The organism is Streptomyces sp. HUAS TT7 (assembly GCF_051550175.1).
Taxonomy (GTDB): Bacteria; Actinomycetota; Actinomycetes; order Streptomycetales; family Streptomycetaceae; genus Streptomyces.
On record NZ_CP196175.1, the window covers coordinates 8,495,370 to 8,513,836 of the forward strand.

General features: G+C 68.8%; 17 protein-coding genes and 2 pseudogenes. 6 read left to right on the forward strand and 13 right to left on the reverse strand.

The features are described from left to right. Positions 1–75: 75 nt before the first annotated feature. The 3 genes and pseudogenes from ACSHXC_RS38615 to ACSHXC_RS38625 all read right to left on the reverse strand — a co-directional run bounded on the left by ACSHXC_RS38615 (position 76) and on the right by ACSHXC_RS38625 (position 3,821). Positions 76–1,832 (reverse strand): annotated as a pseudogene (locus tag ACSHXC_RS38615) (gamma-glutamyltransferase family protein). Between the two features lie 143 nt (positions 1,833–1,975). Next, a pseudogene (locus tag ACSHXC_RS38620) lies at positions 1,976–2,203 on the reverse strand (ISL3 family transposase); the annotation flags it as partial. Positions 2,204–2,231: 28 nt separating this feature from the next. Then, a complete protein-coding gene (locus tag ACSHXC_RS38625) occupies positions 2,232–3,821 on the reverse strand; it encodes a putative glycoside hydrolase (protein WP_438295993.1) in 1,590 nt (529 codons plus the stop codon). 177 nt (positions 3,822–3,998) lie between these two features. Here ACSHXC_RS38625 and ACSHXC_RS38630 point away from each other — a divergent pair, with 177 nt between their 5' ends. Then, entirely contained in the window at positions 3,999–5,036 is a 1,038-nt protein-coding gene (locus tag ACSHXC_RS38630; RefSeq protein ID WP_438295994.1) for a polysaccharide deacetylase family protein, read from the forward strand. Positions 5,037–5,069: 33 nt separating this feature from the next. On the opposite strand, the gene ACSHXC_RS38635 is transcribed toward ACSHXC_RS38630, so the two are convergent. Continuing rightward, entirely contained in the window at positions 5,070–5,582 is a 513-nt protein-coding gene (locus ACSHXC_RS38635; RefSeq protein WP_438297069.1) for a CGNR zinc finger domain-containing protein, read from the reverse strand. A 7-nt stretch (positions 5,583–5,589) separates the two neighbouring features. Here ACSHXC_RS38635 and ACSHXC_RS38640 point away from each other — a divergent pair, with 7 nt between their 5' ends. After that, positions 5,590–5,820, forward strand: a complete 231-nt coding sequence (locus ACSHXC_RS38640) for an nSTAND1 domain-containing NTPase (RefSeq protein WP_438295995.1) — start codon at positions 5,590–5,592, stop codon at positions 5,818–5,820. A gap of 133 nt (positions 5,821–5,953) precedes the next feature. Beyond that, entirely contained in the window at positions 5,954–6,358 is a 405-nt protein-coding gene (locus ACSHXC_RS38645; protein ID WP_438295996.1) for a hypothetical protein, read from the forward strand. Positions 6,359–6,582: 224 nt separating this feature from the next. On the opposite strand, the gene ACSHXC_RS38650 is transcribed toward ACSHXC_RS38645, so the two are convergent. Both ACSHXC_RS38650 and ACSHXC_RS38655 read right to left on the reverse strand, forming a co-directional pair. Further along, a complete protein-coding gene (locus ACSHXC_RS38650; RefSeq protein WP_438295997.1) occupies positions 6,583–6,960 on the reverse strand; it encodes an NTP pyrophosphohydrolase in 378 nt (125 codons plus the stop codon). Positions 6,961–7,328: 368 nt separating this feature from the next. Then, complete coding sequence (locus ACSHXC_RS38655; RefSeq protein ID WP_438295998.1) at positions 7,329–7,634, reverse strand: putative quinol monooxygenase; 306 nt, start codon at positions 7,632–7,634, stop codon at positions 7,329–7,331. Positions 7,635–7,779: 145 nt separating this feature from the next. Between ACSHXC_RS38655 and ACSHXC_RS38660 the strand changes: the two genes are divergently transcribed. After that, positions 7,780–8,130: a MerR family transcriptional regulator gene (locus ACSHXC_RS38660; protein WP_438295999.1), complete on the forward strand. Its 351-nt coding sequence runs from the start codon at positions 7,780–7,782 to the stop codon at positions 8,128–8,130. A gap of 35 nt (positions 8,131–8,165) precedes the next feature. Then, on the forward strand, positions 8,166–9,164 hold the full coding sequence (locus tag ACSHXC_RS38665) for a zinc-binding dehydrogenase (RefSeq protein ID WP_438296000.1): 999 nt from the start codon (positions 8,166–8,168) through the stop codon (positions 9,162–9,164). Positions 9,165–9,413: 249 nt separating this feature from the next. On the opposite strand, the gene ACSHXC_RS38670 is transcribed toward ACSHXC_RS38665, so the two are convergent. The 3 genes from ACSHXC_RS38670 to ACSHXC_RS38680 all read right to left on the reverse strand — a co-directional run bounded on the left by ACSHXC_RS38670 (position 9,414) and on the right by ACSHXC_RS38680 (position 13,088). Next, positions 9,414–10,502, reverse strand: coding sequence for an amidohydrolase family protein (locus ACSHXC_RS38670; protein ID WP_438296001.1), 1,089 nt, complete (start codon positions 10,500–10,502; stop codon positions 9,414–9,416). A 357-nt stretch (positions 10,503–10,859) separates the two neighbouring features. Continuing rightward, complete coding sequence (locus ACSHXC_RS38675) at positions 10,860–11,171, reverse strand: RICIN domain-containing protein (RefSeq protein WP_438296002.1); 312 nt, start codon at positions 11,169–11,171, stop codon at positions 10,860–10,862. Between the two features lie 243 nt (positions 11,172–11,414). Next, positions 11,415–13,088, reverse strand: coding sequence for a M4 family metallopeptidase (locus ACSHXC_RS38680; protein ID WP_438296003.1), 1,674 nt, complete (start codon positions 13,086–13,088; stop codon positions 11,415–11,417). Positions 13,089–13,692: 604 nt separating this feature from the next. Between ACSHXC_RS38680 and ACSHXC_RS38685 the strand changes: the two genes are divergently transcribed. Continuing rightward, on the forward strand, positions 13,693–13,938 hold the full coding sequence (locus ACSHXC_RS38685; RefSeq protein ID WP_438296004.1) for a hypothetical protein: 246 nt from the start codon (positions 13,693–13,695) through the stop codon (positions 13,936–13,938). A 279-nt stretch (positions 13,939–14,217) separates the two neighbouring features. Here the strand turns inward: ACSHXC_RS38685 and ACSHXC_RS38690 are convergent, their stop codons facing one another. The 4 genes from ACSHXC_RS38690 to ACSHXC_RS38705 all read right to left on the reverse strand — a co-directional run bounded on the left by ACSHXC_RS38690 (position 14,218) and on the right by ACSHXC_RS38705 (position 18,326). Further along, positions 14,218–14,781 carry a hypothetical protein gene (locus tag ACSHXC_RS38690; RefSeq protein WP_438296005.1) on the reverse strand — a complete coding sequence of 188 codons (564 nt, stop codon included), beginning with the start codon at positions 14,779–14,781 and terminating at the stop codon, positions 14,218–14,220. A gap of 258 nt (positions 14,782–15,039) precedes the next feature. Beyond that, the gene (locus ACSHXC_RS38695) at positions 15,040–15,678 is read right to left on the reverse strand and encodes a DUF998 domain-containing protein (protein ID WP_438296006.1); all 639 of its coding nucleotides are present in this window, start codon (positions 15,676–15,678) and stop codon (positions 15,040–15,042) included. Between the two features lie 177 nt (positions 15,679–15,855). Further along, positions 15,856–17,250 (reverse strand): S41 family peptidase, encoded by a 1,395-nt coding sequence (locus ACSHXC_RS38700; protein WP_438296007.1) that lies wholly within the window; start codon positions 17,248–17,250, stop codon positions 15,856–15,858. Positions 17,251–17,768: 518 nt separating this feature from the next. Then, positions 17,769–18,326 (reverse strand): GNAT family N-acetyltransferase, encoded by a 558-nt coding sequence (locus ACSHXC_RS38705; protein WP_438296008.1) that lies wholly within the window; start codon positions 18,324–18,326, stop codon positions 17,769–17,771. Positions 18,327–18,467 lie beyond the last annotated feature (141 nt).

The following is an 18,467-nucleotide window of genomic DNA, read 5'->3' on the forward strand; positions in this document are numbered from 1 at the left end:
GATGACGGAGCGTCAGCAGGCCGCGATCGAGGGCAGTGAAACCTGGCCCGCCGACCAGGCAGGTGTCCTGCACTGTCAGCGGCCGACCGCGTAGCAGTGCATCCCCCGCGGGCTGGCGGCGGAGGAGAGGACACCCGTGTCCGGGTCCCGGGAGACCGCGCACACCCGTCCCTGCGACCACGGACCGGCGACGGTGACGTCATGTCCCCGGGCGCGCAGCTCGGCTATCTGCGCGCGTCGCCGATGCGCGACTCGACGGTGAGGCTGCCGGGACGCATCGTGCGCGGGTGGAAGGAGCTGGGAAAGCCGTCGGTGTGCCATTCGGGCGCGTCGATCGCGTCCTGGAGGCCGAGGCCGCCGAGGGCGACTCCGAGGAAGAACTGCAGGGACCATTGGTCCTGCTGGTCGCCGCCAGGGGTGCCGAACGCCATGACCGGAACGCCCTCGCGCAGCCCGAGGGAGGGCGAGAGCGTGGTGCGTGGACGGCGGCCCGGGGTCAGCGAATTGGGCAGGGACGGCTGTAACCAGGCCATCTGCAGGCGGGTGCCGAGCGGAAAACCGAGCGAGGGAATCACCGGGTTGGACTGGAGCCAGCCGCCGCTGGGCGTCGCGGCGACCAGGTTCCCCCAGCGGTCGACCACGTCGATGTGGCAGGTGTCGCCGCGGAACGCCCCGTCCGAGCCGACGGTCGGCTTGCCCTCCCCGATCAGGCATGCGTCCCGTCGGCTGTCCGGTGAGTGGTGGCCGGGCAGGCGCGGCGTGCGCCCGTCCGGGCTGCCCGGGCGCAGTTCGTACGACGCCCGATCGTCGATCAGGGCACGCCGCCCGTCGTTGTAGGGCCTGCTCAGCAGGTCGGCCACGGGGACGTCGGCGGCGTCGCCGTACCAGGCCTCCCGGTCCGCCATGGCGAGCTTGGTCCCCTCCACCAAGGTGTGCAGGCAGTCGGGCGAGTCATGGCCGAACCCGTCGGGGAGGAGGGCGAGTTGCTGCAGAAAGACCGGGCCCTGGCTCCAGGGACCGGGCTTGCAGATCGTCCAGCCGTTCCAGTCGTACGTCAGCGGGGCTTCGTACTGCGCCCGGTAGCCGGCCAGGTCGTCGCCCGTGAGGGTGGACGCGTGGCGCTCGCCGGAGCTGTCCAGGGCGGGCCTCGCGGCGAACTCGGCGAGCGCTTCGCCGATGAAGCCCTCGCGCCAGATCGTGCGGGCCGCCTCGATCCCTGCCTCGCGGGAGGCTCCTGCGGTGCCCTTCAGCAGGGTGTGCCAAGTCGCGGCCAACGCGGGGTTCCTGAACAGGGTGCCCGGGCGGGGTGCGGGCAGGTACAGCTCGGCGGACGTGGTCCATTCCGCCCTGAAGAGTCCGCTCAGCGCCCTGACGGCAGCGCTGACGCCCGTGCCGACGGGATGCCCCTGCTCGGCGTAGCCGATGGCGTACTTCAGCACCTCGGCCAGGGACTTGGTCCCGTAGTCACGAAGCAGCAGCATCCATGCGTCGAAGGCGCCAGGGACTGCGGCGGCCAGTGGACCGGTCCCCGGTACGAGGTCGAGCCCGAGCGAGCGGTAGTGCCCGATCGTCGCCCCCGCGGGGGCGGGGCCCTGCCCCGCCAGCACCCGGACCGGCCCTTCCGCCGGGGCCACAATGATCGGCACCTCACCGGCCGGGCCGTTGAGGTGCGGCTGGACCACGTGCAGCACAAACCCGGCGGCCACCGCCGCGTCATAGGCGTTGCCGCCGTCCTCCAGCACGGCCATCGCCGACTGCGAAGCGAGCCAGTGCGTGGTGGCCACCATGCCGAAGGTTCCCTGCAGAGTCGGACGCGTGCTGAACGTGCCCATGCTGGTCGACCTCTCCACCGCTCGGCGAACAGTACTGATCGGACGCCGTCAAAGGTAGTTCGCATCCTGCGAGTTCGAACAGACAGCGGGCTTGGGCCGAGCTTCGCACGTGGCGGTGGCTGCACTGCCGAACTCGGCTGCTGCTGGGCCAGGGTCCCGGATCCCGCCGGCGGTCCGAGCCGGCCGGACACAACGCGACGAGGGCGGCGCTCCCCGTTCGATCTCGTCGGCGAGTGGGACGTGCGGCGCCGGTACCGGTCCAAAACTCCGGGCACCTGCTCACAGAAGGTCTGTGGGCAGCCGCTCGTAGGACACACCAGACGCCGCACCCGCACGCGAACCACCACCCGACGGCCATCGGTCGGAACGTCGGTCCCCCGCTGGGGATCCAGGCTCTTGTCAGCGCAGGGTGGTCAGTGCCGCCCCTTGATACGAGGCTCCGGCGTTCCAGAGCAGGAAGGAGTTCATGCCGTCTCCGGCCGCCGCTCTGATCTGGTCGGCGACTTCGGTGGGGCCGTAGTGGACGCCCAGGGAGAAGTCCTGGAGCCAGGGGACGACCGCGGCCCCGGTGCCCTTGACCTGCTTGGTGAAATCGGCCAGCGACCGGTTGACGATCTCGTACGGGCTGGCGTTCGGACTGGCGACCCCGTACTCACCGGCGGCCCAGTGCGAGGGGTAGACCATGGGAGCGATGTAGTCGGCGTGTTGGGCAATGGCGGGGATGTCCTGGGCGATTTCGGTGGGCCGGGTGGCGGCGATGCCGAAGACCGAGACCCCGAGGTATTTGCCTTCGGGCTGGATGCGGCTGCGGGTGTCGGCGACGAACTCGGCGATGGACTTCTCGGGGGTCTTGTCGCCCAGGCCGGGGAAGCGCAGCGTGGAGAGCTTTCCGTCGGGGCGGCGCACGTAGTCGTACAGGATGTCGTCGAAGCCCAGCTTGGCCGCTTCGGTGGCCAGGGCGATGTTGTACTGGCGGACCTCGGGATCGGCGAAGTTGGTGAACGAGAGCGTGCCGTAGTGGCCGCCGTCGTACGGGCTGCCGTCAGGTGCCAGGACCAGGCGGTTGTCCTTGCCCTGCTGATGGGATGCCTGGGCCAGGATGGGGTCGCGGAAGGCGACGATGCGGCCGATGACGCGGGCTCCCATGCCGTGCAGGGTGTCGATCGCCTTGTGCGCGTCGTAGCGGTTCTTCACGGCGCCGATCTCGCGGGCCAGCGGTACGGAGGAGTCGTAGCCGACCTCGCCGTTTTCGTCCTTGATGTCGAGCTCGACGGCGTTGAGCTTCTTGTCTTTGACGAGCTGGAGAACCGGGTCGCGGACCTCGGACGAGGACCAGCCGATGGCGGTCAGGTGCGCGGCCCGGGTGAGGGGGTAGGGCGCGACCGCGTTCACGTGCTCTCGGGTGACGTTGCCGGCCTGGTCCGTGGCCGTCACCTCGACACGGGCGGGGGGCTTTTCGAGCCGGTGGGAGAAGGTGCCGTCCTTGCCGACGGGCACGGGCGCACCGGCTATGGAGAGCTTCACCTGCCCGGCGTCCTCGACCCGGCCGCTTACCGTCATCGGTGCGCCGGGCTTGGCGGCCTGGGCGGGGGACAGCCGCAGTTTCGGGGCGGTGGTGTCCACGGTGAACGTCCGGGATATGTCGTCCAGGAAGGACAGACCGCTGTGGGATGTGGCCGTCAGTTCGTGCTTGCCCTCGGCGAGCGAGGGGGTGTCGAGTACGAGGCGGCCGTCGGCCCGGTGGGTGTGCACCGGTTTCCCGTCGAGCAGCACCTCCAGGTCGGCCAGGTCGGCCCCGTCCTTGGCCGTGATTGCGAGGTGCGTCTTGCTGACGTCGGCTCGGCCCAACACGTCCTTGCTGCTGAGTCCTTCGACCTGAAGCTGGTGGGAGGAGGACTGTATCGCGAAGGCCCCGAGCGCCGCGCAGACCGGCACCAGCAGGGATATGGCTATGACGGCGTATCGCGTTCGGGGTCGTTTTCCGCGCATGTTCACTCTGCCGTTCTCGAAAGAGGGTTCCTTGCGATATGACATAGCCGCCACGCCGACTGCCCAAGAGGTTTCGAGCGGGTAATCATGCATTCGGCCCATCAAGCCGGGGTGTGGGTCGCGCTGTTGCCCGAGGCTGAGGTGACGGGAAGCGTCTCGTTCACATCCGGAGGCATCATGCGTCAATCCCACCGAAGCGGCGGCGCGGTCGTCGTCGCATCGGCCATCCTGCTGCTCACCGCCTGCTCGGCAGCCCAGTCCCCGCCGGAAGGGGGCCAGGTCGGGCCCTCGGGACGGGCGCGCAAGGCCGCCGGGCAGGCACCGGTCGCCGACCCGGCGGCAGTGCAGGCCAACGAGCTCGGTGCGGTCCCGGTGCTGATGTACCACCAAGTGGTGGCCGAGCCCAGGAGTGTGTACGACCGCACGCCGCAGGACTTCCGAGCCGAGCTGGAACGGCTGGCAGGGGAGAAGTACGTACCGGTCACCGCGCGGGAATTCAGTAGCGCGAAGATGGACATTCCCGCCGGTACTCACCCTGTGGTGCTGACCTTGGACGACTCGACCGTCTCCCAGTTCCGGCTGGGCGCGGATGGCCGGCCCGCGTCCGACACTGCGGTGGGCATCCTGCTGGACGTCGCCCGGAAGCACCCCGGATTCCGCCCCGTGGCCACCTTCTTCGTCAACGCCGACCCGTTCAGCGAGCCAGGCGGCCGGAAGTCGCTGGACTGGCTCGTCAAACACGGATTCGAGGTCGGCAACCACACCCTGCGGCACACCGCGCTGGGGACGGTGGACGACGACACCGCCCAGAAGGCCATCGCCGACAACCAGAAGGCGATCACCCAGGCCGTACCCGGCTTGTCGGTGGTGTCGATGGCACTCCCCAACGGCTCGATGTCCCGCTCCCGGCAACTGGCGCTGAAGGGAGCCGCCGACGGTGTGAGCTACCAGCACCAGGGCGTCTACCTGGTGGGGGCCGACCCCGCCCCTTCCCCCTTCTCGACCACCTTCGACCCGGGAGCCATCCCGAGGATTCGCTCCCAGGCGGCGACCGGCCCCGAGGCCCAGTTCACCTCGACGGCCTGGCTGGACAAGCTCCGGGACGGGACGGTCAAGCGTTACACCTCGGACGGAGACCCGAAGAAGATCAGCTTCCCCAAGGCCGAGGCGGCTCGCCTCGCCCCGGCCCACCGGCAGGCCGCCCGGCCGTACTGAACGGAGAACGGGGGCTGGCTTACCCGCGAACGATCACTCCGCTGACCTGGGGTTTTTGCGCTGGTTGGCATGGAAGCGCGCTTTCTTCTGACGATTCCCGCATGTGTTCATGTCACACCATTTGCGGGTGCGGCTCTGGCTGGTGTCGAAGAAGGCGGCTTGGCAGGTGGGTGATGCGCACAAGGCCAGCTTTCCGTCTCGTTCGCCTGCGATGATGTTGATCGCGTCGGCGGCGATCACGCTGAGGGCGTCTTCCACGCAGGAAGCCGAGCCCAGCCGCCATTGCCGCTGGCCCTCGGGCGTCAGGATCGCTGCGGCCCGGCCCTGAGCGCTGCAGTCATTGATGACTCGGACGGCGGACGCAGGGAGAGCGCCCTGGATCGCGGCCGCTGTCGCGGCGGCGTGGATCGACTCCCTCAGTTCCCGGGCGCGGTCGAGCTGGGCAGTGGTGCAGGAGTCCACGGCGAGGCCGTTCACTGTCAGCCAGTCGACGAGTCGGTGCGGCGTGGGAATGCGCTCCACGGCGTCGCCATGACGCTCCGACAGAGTCCCCGTGAAGCGGCCCGGCTGGTCGAGGAGGCGGTCGGCGAAGCCGGCGGCCTGCCCCCTGCTCTCCCACGCACTGCTGGAAACCTGGCGCCGCCGCCGCGGTCGCACCCTGGAGGCGTACGAAGCCACCGGCGGCCTCCTCCATGGAGCACTGGCTCAGACCGCTGAGGAGCTCTATGCCCGCCTCCCCCCCCCGGACGGGCCGAACTCGCCCGCCGCATCCTGTCGCGTCTGATCACCCCTGGAGAAGGAACCCCCGACACCCGGCGCCCCGTTGACCGCAGCGAACTGGCCGCGGGCGACCGGGACGACACCCGCGATGTCCTGGGTACCTGGCCCAGGCCCGCCTGATCACCCTTGACAAGGGCATGGTCGACCTCGCCCACTCGGCCACGAGGCACTCATCACTGCCTGGCCCCCGGCTGCGCCGCTGGATCGAAGAGGACTGCGAACACCTTGTGGCTCACCGTCGTCCGACCGAAGCCGCCCAGGTATGGGAGGAACTCGACCGCGACACCGGCGTGTTGTACCGGGGAACCCGCCTGGCCGTCGTCCGGGACTGGACCGGGAGCACGGCCGCGCGCCGCCTCTCCCGCGAGGAGTGGGCGAGATTTGCCCCCGAGGCTCCGTACCACCAGACCTGCCAAGGAGCCCCGAACTATCGTGATCCACGGGGCCAGACAGGGACACCGCACAGGGACGTTGAGACGGCCGTGGAGCTCCTCGGCGCGAGGAGGGGCTCCGCAGGTCCTCTCTTCGGCCCGTGGCGGTAGTCGGCAAGCGTCCCTTTGGCGCAGGGAATGAGAGCGGTCGGGCGTCGACGAGGAGTTGGTGGCTCTGCGTTCCTTCGCGGTGATCGGCGAGGACGGGCTGATCCACCACTTCGCCCTCACCAAGAGGTTGTCGGGGCAGGTGTTGGTGGGGTGGTGGAGGGGACGGTGTACGGGAGGGGGGAGCAGCGAGCGGACCCTTCCTCGCTGCCGCCCGTCCTGGCCGGTTATGCCGCTCCGCCGCCCCCGTACACCATCCGGGGCCCCACACACTCGGCGCCCGACTCACCTACCCTGCGCCTCAGTTCACGATCCGAGGTGACGACGACGCAGGGCTGCCCGGAGTGCGCGGCCCGGGCGGCCAGCTCGACGATGTGGTCGTCACCGCTGCCAGGGGCCGATTCGACGCGCACCCCCGGTACGGACCCCACGCCGCGCGCGGCGCCCTCGACGACGAGTACGACGTCCACGCCTCGCCGCTCGCCGTACCCCACGAGGTGGTCCCGCAGCCGCTCGGCCGCGCCTCGGCGGTCGCGCCACCAGCCGTCGGGGACGGAGCCGACGACGTTCGCGGCGTCGACGACGAGCAGGCTTGGTGCGTTCATGAGGTCAGGGTCGCATGGATCAGTAGCCGACCTCCTCGCTGAAGCGCACGGTGCCCGCCGGACCGCTTGTGGCAGACACGCCGAACCTGATGCTGACGCCCGCCCCGCGAGCGATCACCTGTGTCCAGACCGGTGAGCTTCGGACGTTCAAGGAGTGGCCCACGCGGCTGACTCGCTTCCGGGTGACGGAGGCGAATCGCGGGGTGCCGTCCAGTGCGCTGGGGGCCGTACGGCTTGCTTCGGAGGTGGGCGGGGATGGCGCGCCGGATGAGTCCCGGCCCGCGACGTACTAGCGGAACTTGCACCACCAGAGCACAGACCACCCTTTGGATGACCGATAGCGGACCGCAGGGTTCGTGTGCGGGAACTCAGCGGAGGCTGTCGCCCAGCGATGGCCCCAGCTCGAAGACTTCGGCGGGACCCGCTCTGAAGGCCGAGTTCGCGGCGTCGGCGGCGGCCATGTGAGGGGTTCGGTCGTGGGCGTCCAGAGCCTCCCGGGAGGCCCAGCGTTCGAGCAGGACGAAGCGGTCGGGGTCGCCCTGGACAGGGTGGAGGTCGTACTGGATGCAGCCCTGTTCGGCGCGTACGAGCGGAGCGAGTTCGGCGAAGGCGTCGATCTGGTCCTGGCCGCGGCCGGGAAGGGTCTGGATGAGGACGAGGAGATGTATCTGCATCTGCCGGACGGTATCCGCAGGAGACGCGGCGGGGTCGGGGGTTTCCAGGATGAGAGACGGGAGAAGGCCACCGTCAGCAGCCGCTTCGCCGGACGCCCTTGCATGTGCGCGGAAGACGCGAGTGCCCCGGATTGTTGGCGGGAGCATGAAGATCGGTGAAGCAGCGCGCCGCAGCGGCGTCAGCCCCCGGGCCCTGCGCTACTACGAAGAAGAGGGCCTGATTGAGTCGGGCCGCTCCAGCAACGGCTTCCGCGACTACTGCCCAGCCACGATCGAACGCGTACGGGTCGTGCGGTCGTTGCTGGACACCGGTCTTTCGGTACGGCTGGTCCGGGAGGTCATGCCGTATCTGGCTCAGGTGTCCCGCGAAGGCCGGGTGTGCCCCGAGTTTCTGGCGGAGGTGCGGGAGTACCGTGACCGGCTTGCCGCGCGGATTGCCCAGCTCAGCGCCACGCAGAGCGCGCTGGACGCGTTCTTGGACGAGAACGGTGCTTGACCTTGACGCTTACGGCAGGTTTTTACAGTCGCCGCATGAACGCCAACGACACGATGCGCGCGCTGGTCCAGGGGTCACACAGGGGGCCCCAGGACATGACACTGTCCACCGATGTACGCCGCCCCGTTCCGGGGCCCGGCGAGTATCTGATCAAAGTGGGTGCCGCCGGGGTCAACTTCGCCGATGTCATGCAGACCTACGGCACCTACGAGGGCGGCCCGCAGCCCCACTACACGGCGGGATTCGAAGCCGCCGGCGAGATCGTCGGCTCCGGCCGCATCACCGGCACCCCTTATCCCGAGGGGACCCGCGTCATCGGTACCGGGCTGGGCGCCTTCGCCCAGTACATGACGATGCCTGCCCAGGCCGTCCTGCCCGTTCCCACTGGATGGAGCGACGCCGAATCTCTCGGCCTGGTCATCAACTGGGCGACCGCGCTGGCCGCGCTGAAGCCTCTGGGCGAGATCGAGCAGGGTCAGAGCGTCCTGATCTACGCCGCCGCCGGTGGGGTCGGCCAGGCCGCCGTACAACTGGCACGCCACTACGGTGCCGAGGTCATCGCCGCCGCCTCGCCCGACAAGCACGAGGCGGTCGGGAAGTTGGGCGCGCAGACGGTCCTGGACAGCCGCGGCCCCGACCTGAGTGCGCAGATCCTGGAGGCGTCCCGGGGCGGCGTCGATCTGGTCCTCGAATCCGTGGGCCGGGCCACCTTCGAGACGAGCCTGGCCGTCGCCAAGCCCTACACCGGCCGCATCGTCGTCTTCGGCGGCTCCTCGGGGGACGCGACGCTGACCACGCGGGATTTCGTCTTCCGCCACTACAGCCGCCTCATGGGCCTGCACATCGCCACCCTCGCCGCGAAGGCCCCTGCCATCTTCCAGGGCCTGCTGACCGAGCTGGACACCCTCATCAAGGAGGGCGTCTACACCCCCACGCCCCCCACGGTGCACCCCCTGGCCGACGGCCCCGACGTCCTGGTGCGGCTCGGCGCGGGCCGCACCACCGGCAAACACGCCCTGGATCCCTGGCGCTAGAGCCACCGTGCAGAAGCGGGGCCATCCCGACTTCCGCTGCTGTCTGCCAGGCCGCCCTGGGCACAGGACGTGAGCCACGGCACGTCGAGACCATGTGAGAGCTGCATCTCGCTCCTACCAAGCTGCCATTTCACGCGCAGCGGTGTTCGAGGCCAGTTGGTCGAGGGCGAGCGGGGTCGTGTTCTGCCGTGTGTCCGATCCAGCCCCTGTCCATCCATCCGGCTGCGGGGGCGGGGTTGCCGCACCCCGTCACTCCGCCCTGCACAGTTCCGGTGCGCTCTCTTTGAGGCCGAGGAGCCGGTAGTAGTTCTCGCCAAGGGCGATATCGCGGAAGGCCCGGTCGTCCAGCGCCTTGTTGATCTGGCTGGTGACCTCGAGTTCTTGTTCGTAGACGTGGTAGTCCTTGTTGCGGGAGGCCACGAAGTCCGTTCCGGGGATGGCCCGGGTCGGGTGCCGGTCGAGGAACGCGGCGTATTTCTGCCTGGCTCCCGGCCTGCTGAAGTAGTTGTCCTCCAGTACGCGCCAGCTGAGGTCCAGGGTGAGGTTGGGGTTCTCGTCCAGGAGTCTCGTCATGATCCCGATGTGCCGGTCGGGGTCCATGGTGGTGAGCTCTTTCGACAGGCCCATGTGCGCCCACACGATCTTGTTCCGCGGATACAGCCGGAGTGTCTCCTCCATCAGATGGAGATACTTCGTCTGGTCCGCGTTGCTCCCGAGATCCGAGTGGATCGTGATCGGGATCCCGCGGTTCCGCAGCACCTTCATGAACGGCGCCCAGTTCTTGATGTTCTCACTCGTCGCGGGCGTGTGGTGGTTGGGGAACAGCGCCTGCTTGACGAGGTTGACTTCCCCCGCCCACCGGAACACCCCGGGGTACTCCTTGTCGTAGAGGGCGATTCCGGGTGGGATGGTCTCCGGGTGGTTCAGGTCCATAAAGGTCATGGAAACCGTGAGTTCGGGGTCCTTGGGACTCGCCTCCATGTAGTTCTCGGCGTTGGCGAAGTCGTTCTTCATGCTCGGCACCACGGGAGTGCCGGGACAGTCCAGGTAGTACGTGCAGTTGGAGTTCGCCGGCAGCATCTGCCCGATGCCGTACATGCTCGCGTGCCGGACACCGCTCTTGTGCAGATACCCGGTGAGTTCCTCGAAGGGAATCGCCTGCCCGCCGAACGGGCGGAAGTGCAGATGGCTGTCGACCTGCGAGGTGTAGGGCTCTCTCGCCCGGTCGAAGCATCCCGTCCCCGCCACCGCCGAACCCGCCCCCGCCGGGGAGGCGACGACGGCCACCGCCGTCAGTGCCGCAGCGGCCACGCCGAGGCGCCTGCTGATCCGTGACATAACGATGGTGACCTCCGGTTGGCACAGTTGTCCGTCGTGACCCGGGAACAACGCCGGACCACTTTGGTACAGGGACATGAGCCTTGGGAGGCTGCCCAGGGAGCGATCCTGGAAGGCCTCACCCTCAAGTCCGGCGTCCGCGTGAAGGTGTTCGACAAGTCACCCGGAGGCCGGTCCCGTCGGGCCCGGTCTTCGGGAAGCCCCGGCTGTCCGCGGGAAACAACCCACGCAAGCCCGGGGGCTGGGCTCATTGCGGCATCCGGGCCGCGGCAGTGAGCGAGGAGAGCAGGCAAACCGGTTGTCACGGGCGGTACACGAGGGTCCACTTCTGATTCGGCAGGCCCGCGTTGCCGTTGGTCACCACCGGCGACTCGTTCGCGCCGCCCCAGCCCCGCTGCGGGTCACCATGTGATAGCGGCCCCGGCCGTCTGGAACCAGGTCCCAGAGTTGGTACGCCTCCGTGGTGCAGTTCCACACCCGCATCCGGTCGTCACCAGCCGGCATCCCCATGCAGCGGCCCGTGCCCTGGTTCCTGATCTGGGACGGGCCGACCGCCGGGGCCGATTCTGCCCGAGCCTGTGGTTCGGCCGCCCCGACACCGGGCGTGGCCGCGGCAAAGGTGGCGGCGAGCACCGCCGCGAGCACGGCGAATCGCTTGAGTGAATCCACGAATTTCCCCTGTCCGACGGCCCCCGAGGCTTGAGCGCAGGTTCTCGTGAGGCGCGCCGCTCGAAAAGGGAATTCATCGTGAAACACCTCTAAGAGGTGATTTGGGAGCCCCCTTGCCGCCACGGGGCGCGCTGGGAGGAGAGGTCGTTCTCGTTGCGCAGGTGGTCCGTCAGGGCCAAGGAGAGCCGCCCGTGCGCCGGCTGAGCGGGTGGCGGCGCACGGGCGGGCGGGGCTGGCGCAGAGCTAGTTGACGGTGACCGCCGACCATGCGGCGGCGACCGCGTTCTGCTCGGCGCTGCCCGCGCCGTACAGGTCCTTCGCCGCGTTCAGGGTCGCCGTGCGGGCGGCCGCGTAGTTGGTGGAGGACGTCATGTAGACGGTCAGCGCCCGGTACCAGATCTTGCCGAGCTTGTCGTGGCCGATGCCCGAGACCGAACTGCCGTTGCAGGTCGGGCTGTTGTAGGACACCCCGTTGATCACCTTCGCGCCGCTGCCCTCCGACAGCAGGTACGCGAAGTGGTTGGCGACGCCCGAGGAGTAGTGGACGTCGAGGTTGCCGACCCCCGAGCTCCAGCAGTCCGCGGAGTGGCCGTCGGTGGACGGCTTGTCCATGAAGCGCAGCGCGGGCTTGCCGAAGCCGGGCTTCACTATCTTCTCGCCGATGAGGTAGTCGCCCTGGTCGGAGCTGTTGTTCGCGTACCACTCGACGAGGGTGCCCATGATGTCGCTGGTGGCCTCGTTGAGGCCGCCGGACTCACCGGAGTAGGTCAGGGCCGCGGTCTTGGCGGTGACACCGTGCGACATCTCGTGCCCGGCCACGTCGAGGGCGACCAGCGGCCCGAATGTGGTGCCGTCGCCGTCGCCGTAGGTCATGCAGAAGCAACTGTCGTCCCAGAAGGCGTTGTTGTAGTTGCTGCCGTAGTGGACGCGGTTGTACGAGCCTTTGCCGTCGCCGCCTATGCCGGTCCGCCCATGGACGTTCTTGTAGTAGTCCCAGGTGGTGTTGGTGCCGTACTGGGCATCGACGCCGGCCGTCGCCCGGTCGGAGTTCGTGCCGTTGCCCCAGTGATTGTCGGCGTCCGTGAACAGCACGGCGGGCGCCCGCACGAAGCAGATTCCGAAGAAGCACAGGTCGGTCTTGTTCTGTGCGTCACCCGTGTAGGTGTTGCCGCGCGTCGGGTCCTTGAGCTGGTACGTCGACCCCGACTGGGTGGTCTCCAGCGGGACGGTGCCGCTGTAGAGGGACTGCCCGTCGCCCGTCACGGTCTCGATGGAGTCCCAGGCGTCGATGCGGGCGCCGGTGCGGGCGTCGGTCAGCACGACCCGGGCTACTGGGTTGCCGAGTGAGTCCTTGGCCGCGGTCTGGGTGCGCCAGGCGAGCTTCGGCGTGCCATGCAGGGCGTCGACGACGAGCCGCGGCTCGGCTGTCAGCTGCTTGAGTGTGCCGTGGTGGGCCGTGCGCAGCTCGGCGGAGGCGAGGTCGGCGGCCTTCGGCGCGGAGACCTCGGGAGTGGTGCTGGGCACGGAGAGGTCGTTCGTCACCGCCCGGTCGGCGCCGTTGTAGGCACCGGCGGGCGTGAGGTGCACCACGAAGTCGCCGCCGAGTACGGGTAGTTGGCGGAAGGTGCGGTCGTACCGCACGTGCTGGCTGCCGTCGGCGTCGACGATCACATCGCGTACCGAGGTCTGCTGGGCGGCGGTGAGCGCGAGCTGGGCGGCGTGCGCGGAGCTTGCGGCGTTCGCATTGCGGATGGCGGTGGCGCGGTCCGGTGTCGGGTGTGCGGCCCGTGTCCCGGTTTGCGTCTGGGGGGCGCTCGCGGCGGACGCGCCGGTGGAGAAGGCGGCGGCGAGCAGGGTGGCGGCCGTTACGGCCACGCCGGCGGTGGTGAGGCGCGATGTTCTCCGGTTCGGTCTCATCGGTCTCCTCTGAGAGGCGGCTCAGGTGTGATGCTGATGCCGTCTCAGATTTAAGGGGGCATGACAACACACTGTCCATAGGTCGTCCACAGCCTTTTCTGGACATCCGGTAACTCGGGGTGTTGTAGGGAGAGTTGATGCCAGAACGCAGGACCCTCGTGGCCGGAATGCGACTCGGCCGCACGCCGAGGCCTTCTGCGGCAGCCGGTAATTCTCCACGCCTTGCTACGGCCACTGCCCGACGGGTCGGCTAGCCGTCCGCCGGTAGCCGAGCCGGTCGGCAAGGCAGGCTCGCGTGTGCGGGACCGGGACGGTTGGCCGGTTTGTTCGCCAAGGGTCGCCTGGGGAGGTGGGGCCGCTGTCACCTCGGCGAACAGGTGGAGCCGGCTCTTCCAGGTTCTCGATGTCGATCACCCAGCGCTGATGAGGTGGTGGGAGGTTTGGCGTTGTTCAGGGGCGACTGTCGTGCCCGATCGGGAGACAGCGTGGGAGCGCGCCCTTTTGGGTGGGACCGCCGAGCCTCCCGGTGCGTCCCGGTGCGTTGGCGATCACCGCGCGTTACACCGGGCAGGCACCCCCACCCCACGAGAACGGGAGAAAACCGATGCGTGTCCGCTCGATCCTCGCCGCCCTGCTCATGGCCGGCGCAGCCGTCATCCCCCTGTCCAGCCCGAGCGCCGCAAGGCCCCACCCGACGCCCTTCGGGTCCTGCGAGCGGGAAGGGAGCATGGCCGTCGGAGAACGGGGGTTCTACACCTGCTCCCAAGGCCGGTACATCCCCCGCGACTGCATCCCCGGCGCCCGGCCCGTACAGATCAGCCAGGACACTGTCATGTGCACCGACGAGTAGCGACTGTTCCCAGCGCGGGGCCAAGTACGCCGCGGGCCCGCACCCACCAGCGGTGCCCGGCCAGATCCCGGGACCGGCCACGGTCCCGGGACAGCACACCCAGGCGGCCGCCTTCCCGGACCGCCTCCGGGCCTCCGCTGTCGGCAGAGGCAACACCCGCCAGTCACAGGAGCGAGCCAACTGCCAGAACCATGGCAGCGGCGGCCGTACGGATACGCAGCCGACCCTCGCCATGCCCATAGGGTGCAGCCTGGGGGCTTCTTCAGCGCCTACCCGTGCTCAACCGGCATGCTTGCTGCGGTCGTGCAGGGTGTATCCGCCGTCGACCACCTTCGCGTCGGCGGCGGGTGCCATGCACTTGGTGAGCAGCGGGTCGCCCTTCTTGGTGGCTCCGGAGAGCCCGATACGGGCCTGGCCGGTCTCCGGTACGTAGAAGCTCACGCCCATGCGGGTGTGGGGGTCCAGCGTGGTGAGCCAGGGGTGGCCGGGGCTGGTGCGGACCAGGCGTCCGGTGACGGTGGCGGTGGGGCCGCCGGTGGTGAGGCAGTCGACCTGGAACTCGCCCCAGTAGAGCTTGCCGTCCTGGGCGTGCGAGATGCGGAATGTGCCCCAGGAGCGCTGCGGGATGCTGCCCACGCCGTATGCGGAGTGGGCGTCGACGGACACCCGTACCTCCTGGTCCGCGACGGGGTAGTCCATGCGCGCGTCGCCCCTGAGGGAGGAGACGGTGGCGCTCGCCCGCGCGGGAGGTGCGGACGGGGCGGGCGCTGCGACGGCGACGGGCGCGGTGACGGCGACCACGAGGGCGAGGAGGGCAGTGGCACGCAGGGTTCTGGTCAGCATGTGAGGCTCCGTTCGACGGTGCGTTGGAAGACCTCCAGATCATCGTCAACGCCCCTGCGGCCAGGCATCGTTCGCCAGCAGGGTCCGCCTCCGCCGTGCGGCGGAGGCGGATCACGTAACAGTCCCGGCCGACATCGATGAACTCCGGCACAGGGCAACCTGGTTGGAGCATCAAACGTCCAATTGACCGCAGTGCTCGACGGATCCGGGCTGTTGTCGAAGCTTCCCGGGCGGCCGACCGGGAGCTGACCTGAGCTCTCAGCCGACGTGGCCGAGATGTTCTGCCGGCACCCTCTGGTGCGGACGATCCGCACGTCGGACGAGGCCGCAGATGCCGACGGCCAGCGCCCAGAGCAGGAGAGGGAAAGCGGCAACCCGTTCCATGCCTCCCATTCCGAGGCCGAGGTAGTGCCGGGAGAGGAACAGTCCGAAGGCCGTGATCGCTGTGACGCCCAGCAGGCTGGCGCCCCACCGCAAGGGAGCCGCAACGTGTTCTGCCAGGCTGAATCCCGTCAAGACCAGGCCGATGTTGCCCGTTGCCATGATGAGGAGGGCGCCCAGGACATGCTGGTTCTCGTTGACGTCGGCGGGAGCCAGACCGGCCAGCACGAATCCCGCGCCGACGCCGGCGAGCAGCAGACGGGACACGGCAGCGGCCCGGCCTCTGCGCCACAAGGCACCGCCGGCCAGGGCGGCGCCGGCAACGAACAGCACTCCCAGGGTGACGAACGAACCGTTCATGAGGTCGTGCTCGGGGGAACAGATATACCGTGGCTCGGGCTCCGGCTGAAGTGCGCAGTGCGCGTTGCCCAAGTCGCTGATGTTGTTCCGTGCCCAGCTGTACGGTCTGGCCCAAGCCGACTCGGCAATCACGTGGATGACGAAGAACTGCACCACGCCCACGATCCATGCCGAGTACCCGATCCGGACTCTCACCTGTCCACCTTCCGTCTCCGTCACGCGAATCCCGTGCGGACAGCCGATCATGCGGTGCCGGATTCCGGCACTCCGACCAGCCCCCTGGAACTCACCGCTCGCCAGCGGGCTCCCGCCCTCCGCCACCGTTTCAAACAGTCAGGTATTCAGCAGTGCAAGGGCCCTGTCGAACGCCGAGTCCCGCTGATTGTCGAACTCCTCCTGGGTGAAGACCGGTTCGTCGTATTGCGGGGGTATTCCCTTGCCGTCGAAGGACTTGCCCGCCCGGGTCAGGAATTCCTCGTTCGGCAGCGAGAAGGTCCAGCCGTTGGGAAGGGTGCGTTCCAGGGCGTCGGAGAAGAGGCCCTGGGTGGGCTCGCCGACCCGGACGGTGGGGCCGGGCCGGTCCATGAGGGCCTGTGTGAAGGTCTCGCCGGCGCTGAACGTGGAGCCGCCGGTCAGCACCGCGACCGGCCCGGTGTAGCGGGGGGCCGGGGAGGGGCTGACGTACAGAGGCTGTGGGGTGGTGTGGCGGTTCGGGTCGGCGGGGTCGTTGCGGACGCGCTTGGCGTAGGCGAAGTAGGGACGGTCGGTGAGGCGTTCGGCGACGCGCAGGCCGAGGTCGTCGGAGCCTCCGCCGTTGATCCGCAGGTCAAGGATCAGTCCCCGCAGGTGGGAGGTGCGCCGACTGGTGAAGATCCCGTCCAGGGCCTTGTCCAGTTCGGCCCGGTCGGCGGCGTACGTGGCACCGTGCCCGGCCAGCCCGCTGAACGCGGAGATCCGCAGATAGCCCTGCCCGCCGGGCAGGTCGGCGTAGCTGATCCTGCCGCTTGCGTAATCCTGAAGCGCCACCTCGGGTCCCAGGTCGCGATGCTGGATGTACGCCTTGATCTTCGTGTCCAGGCCCGGACGGGGCACGACAGTGCCCGGGCGGCCCTGGCCGAAGAAGCGGTCACCACCGTCCGAGACGACCACGTGACCGTCGTACAGCGGCGCCACCATGTCACGGAAGATGGCGAAGAGCTGGTCGTCGCTCATGCCTTGGTGCACCTTGGGCCGGTACTGGTCGCGCACCGCGTGCCAGTCGATGTGCTTGGCGGCGAAGAAGGGGTAGTTCTCCTCGAAGGTCTGCCAGAAGGTGTCGAACGTGGCGACGGGACCGCTGTCCGCCGTGTGTCGGCAGGCGTCGGGCAGCGCGGCGATCCGTCGCAGACCACGGTCGCCGACGGATCCGTCGATGTGCAGAGCAGTGTGGTCGTGGGTGGTCCCGGGCCTGACACGGAAAACGGTCTGCCCGCCGCTGGTCTCGAAGGTCGTCGGGCCGGAGCGCTGTGCGCTCTCGCCCTTGAAACAGCTGACGGCGGTGGTCTGGTACTCCTGGAGCGTTCCCTGCTGGAACGATAGCACGGTGCCGTAGCCGTCCATACGCCAGTAGCCGTCCAGGGCCGGCTGCTGGGCGGCTTCGGCGGGGGAGGTGCCCGGTACGGCCCCGCTCGCGAGAGCCAGCGCGATGGCGGCTGTGACTGCCTTGGTGGGAGAACTCCCCGTTCGCATGATCTTGCCTTCCCGGTACGTGACTTTCTCGGCAGGACCACGATCACCGACACGGGACCCTCCGGGCCATCCGGCTTCCCGGAAGATCGTCGTAGGGGTAGCCCCCGTACCCGCGGCACCCTGGCTCGGCTTCTCCCTCATGTGCCCCCGAACGCCCCCGCGCGTGCCGCGAGATGGGCCGCCTCCGCGCTGGTGTGGACCAGGCGTGACATCGGGAAAGGGCATCGGCGGGGTCGTCCTGAGCCCGGCGTTCGGGGAAGTCGGACGGAACGCTGCGAAGTCCGTCTACGACACCCGCTTCAAGGAGATCCCGGCTGCACTGCGCGAGATCATGCCCCGGTCTGGACAGGAACCCGCCGTCTCGGACCCGCCTTCCCAGTCCTCAGCGACCTCGGCTTCGACACCGCCCGCCACTACGGCTCGCCTTCGACCTGACCGACGAACTCGCCGATGTCCAAGGCAAGTTCTGCTTCCACTTGAACGAGTTGCGGCAGCTCTCTCGGACACCCATCGTCGGCTCAGGCGACAGGTGGTGAGATGAGGGCGTGGAGGTGTTCGTCGTGCAGCTGCCCGTCGCCGAACCGCTTGGCCATGCGCAGGGTCCCTTCGAGTTCGAACCCGGCCTTCTGCGCCACCCGGCAGGAGGCGGTGTTCTCCACACCATGGGTCAGGACGATGCGATTCAGTCCCAGCTCGCTGAGGGCCCAGCTGACGACGCTGCGGACGGCGGCTGTGGCAACGCCTTGACCACGGGTCCAGCGGGCGATGCGATACCCCACTTTGGCTTGGGCGTTGACCTGGTCGATGCCGTGCAGGGAGATGTTGCCGGCGTACCGTCCGCTGTCCCCGTGCACGACGGAGAATGTTGCATGACTGCCGTCCGACCAGTCCGCACCGGTGAGGCAGTCTTGGATCGCGGAGGCCTCGTCGGTGATCTGGCAGCGGGGGTTCCACATGCGCACGTCCGAGTCCAGACCCAGCTCTGCCACTGCGGGACTCTCGTCCACACTCGGGGGCCGCAGAAGGAAGTCTCCAGCCGTCAGGACAACTGGCTGTACAGGCGGTTCAACGGTCACCCGAGAAGCATGCCAGTCCCCGCGTGGGCAGCCGCAGGCAGGCCCCTCGGGCAAACCCGAACCGACCGGCAGCCGGCGCGCCTATTGGGAGTCGGACGCTTGACCTCCGGTGGTCACCACCGTCACGTACGCCATCGAACA

Excerpts from the sequence above, each read along its gene's own strand:
- ACSHXC_RS38625 (WP_438295993.1), bottom strand. The coding sequence starts at position 3,821 with ATGCGCGGAAAACGACCCCGAACGCGATACGCCGTCATAGCCATATCC.
- ACSHXC_RS38630 (WP_438295994.1), top strand. The coding sequence starts at position 3,999 with ATGCGTCAATCCCACCGAAGCGGCGGCGCGGTCGTCGTCGCATCGGCC.
- ACSHXC_RS38645 (WP_438295996.1), top strand. The coding sequence starts at position 5,954 with ATGGTCGACCTCGCCCACTCGGCCACGAGGCACTCATCACTGCCTGGC.
- ACSHXC_RS38650 (WP_438295997.1), bottom strand. The coding sequence starts at position 6,960 with ATGAACGCACCAAGCCTGCTCGTCGTCGACGCCGCGAACGTCGTCGGC.
- ACSHXC_RS38655 (WP_438295998.1), bottom strand. The coding sequence starts at position 7,634 with ATGCAGATACATCTCCTCGTCCTCATCCAGACCCTTCCCGGCCGCGGC.
- ACSHXC_RS38660 (WP_438295999.1), top strand. The coding sequence starts at position 7,780 with ATGAAGATCGGTGAAGCAGCGCGCCGCAGCGGCGTCAGCCCCCGGGCC.
- ACSHXC_RS38665 (WP_438296000.1), top strand. The coding sequence starts at position 8,166 with ATGAACGCCAACGACACGATGCGCGCGCTGGTCCAGGGGTCACACAGG.
- ACSHXC_RS38670 (WP_438296001.1), bottom strand. The coding sequence starts at position 10,502 with ATGTCACGGATCAGCAGGCGCCTCGGCGTGGCCGCTGCGGCACTGACG.
- ACSHXC_RS38680 (WP_438296003.1), bottom strand. The coding sequence starts at position 13,088 with ATGAGACCGAACCGGAGAACATCGCGCCTCACCACCGCCGGCGTGGCC.
- ACSHXC_RS38685 (WP_438296004.1), top strand. The coding sequence starts at position 13,693 with ATGCGTGTCCGCTCGATCCTCGCCGCCCTGCTCATGGCCGGCGCAGCC.
- ACSHXC_RS38690 (WP_438296005.1), bottom strand. The coding sequence starts at position 14,781 with ATGCTGACCAGAACCCTGCGTGCCACTGCCCTCCTCGCCCTCGTGGTC.
- ACSHXC_RS38700 (WP_438296007.1), bottom strand. The coding sequence starts at position 17,250 with ATGCGAACGGGGAGTTCTCCCACCAAGGCAGTCACAGCCGCCATCGCG.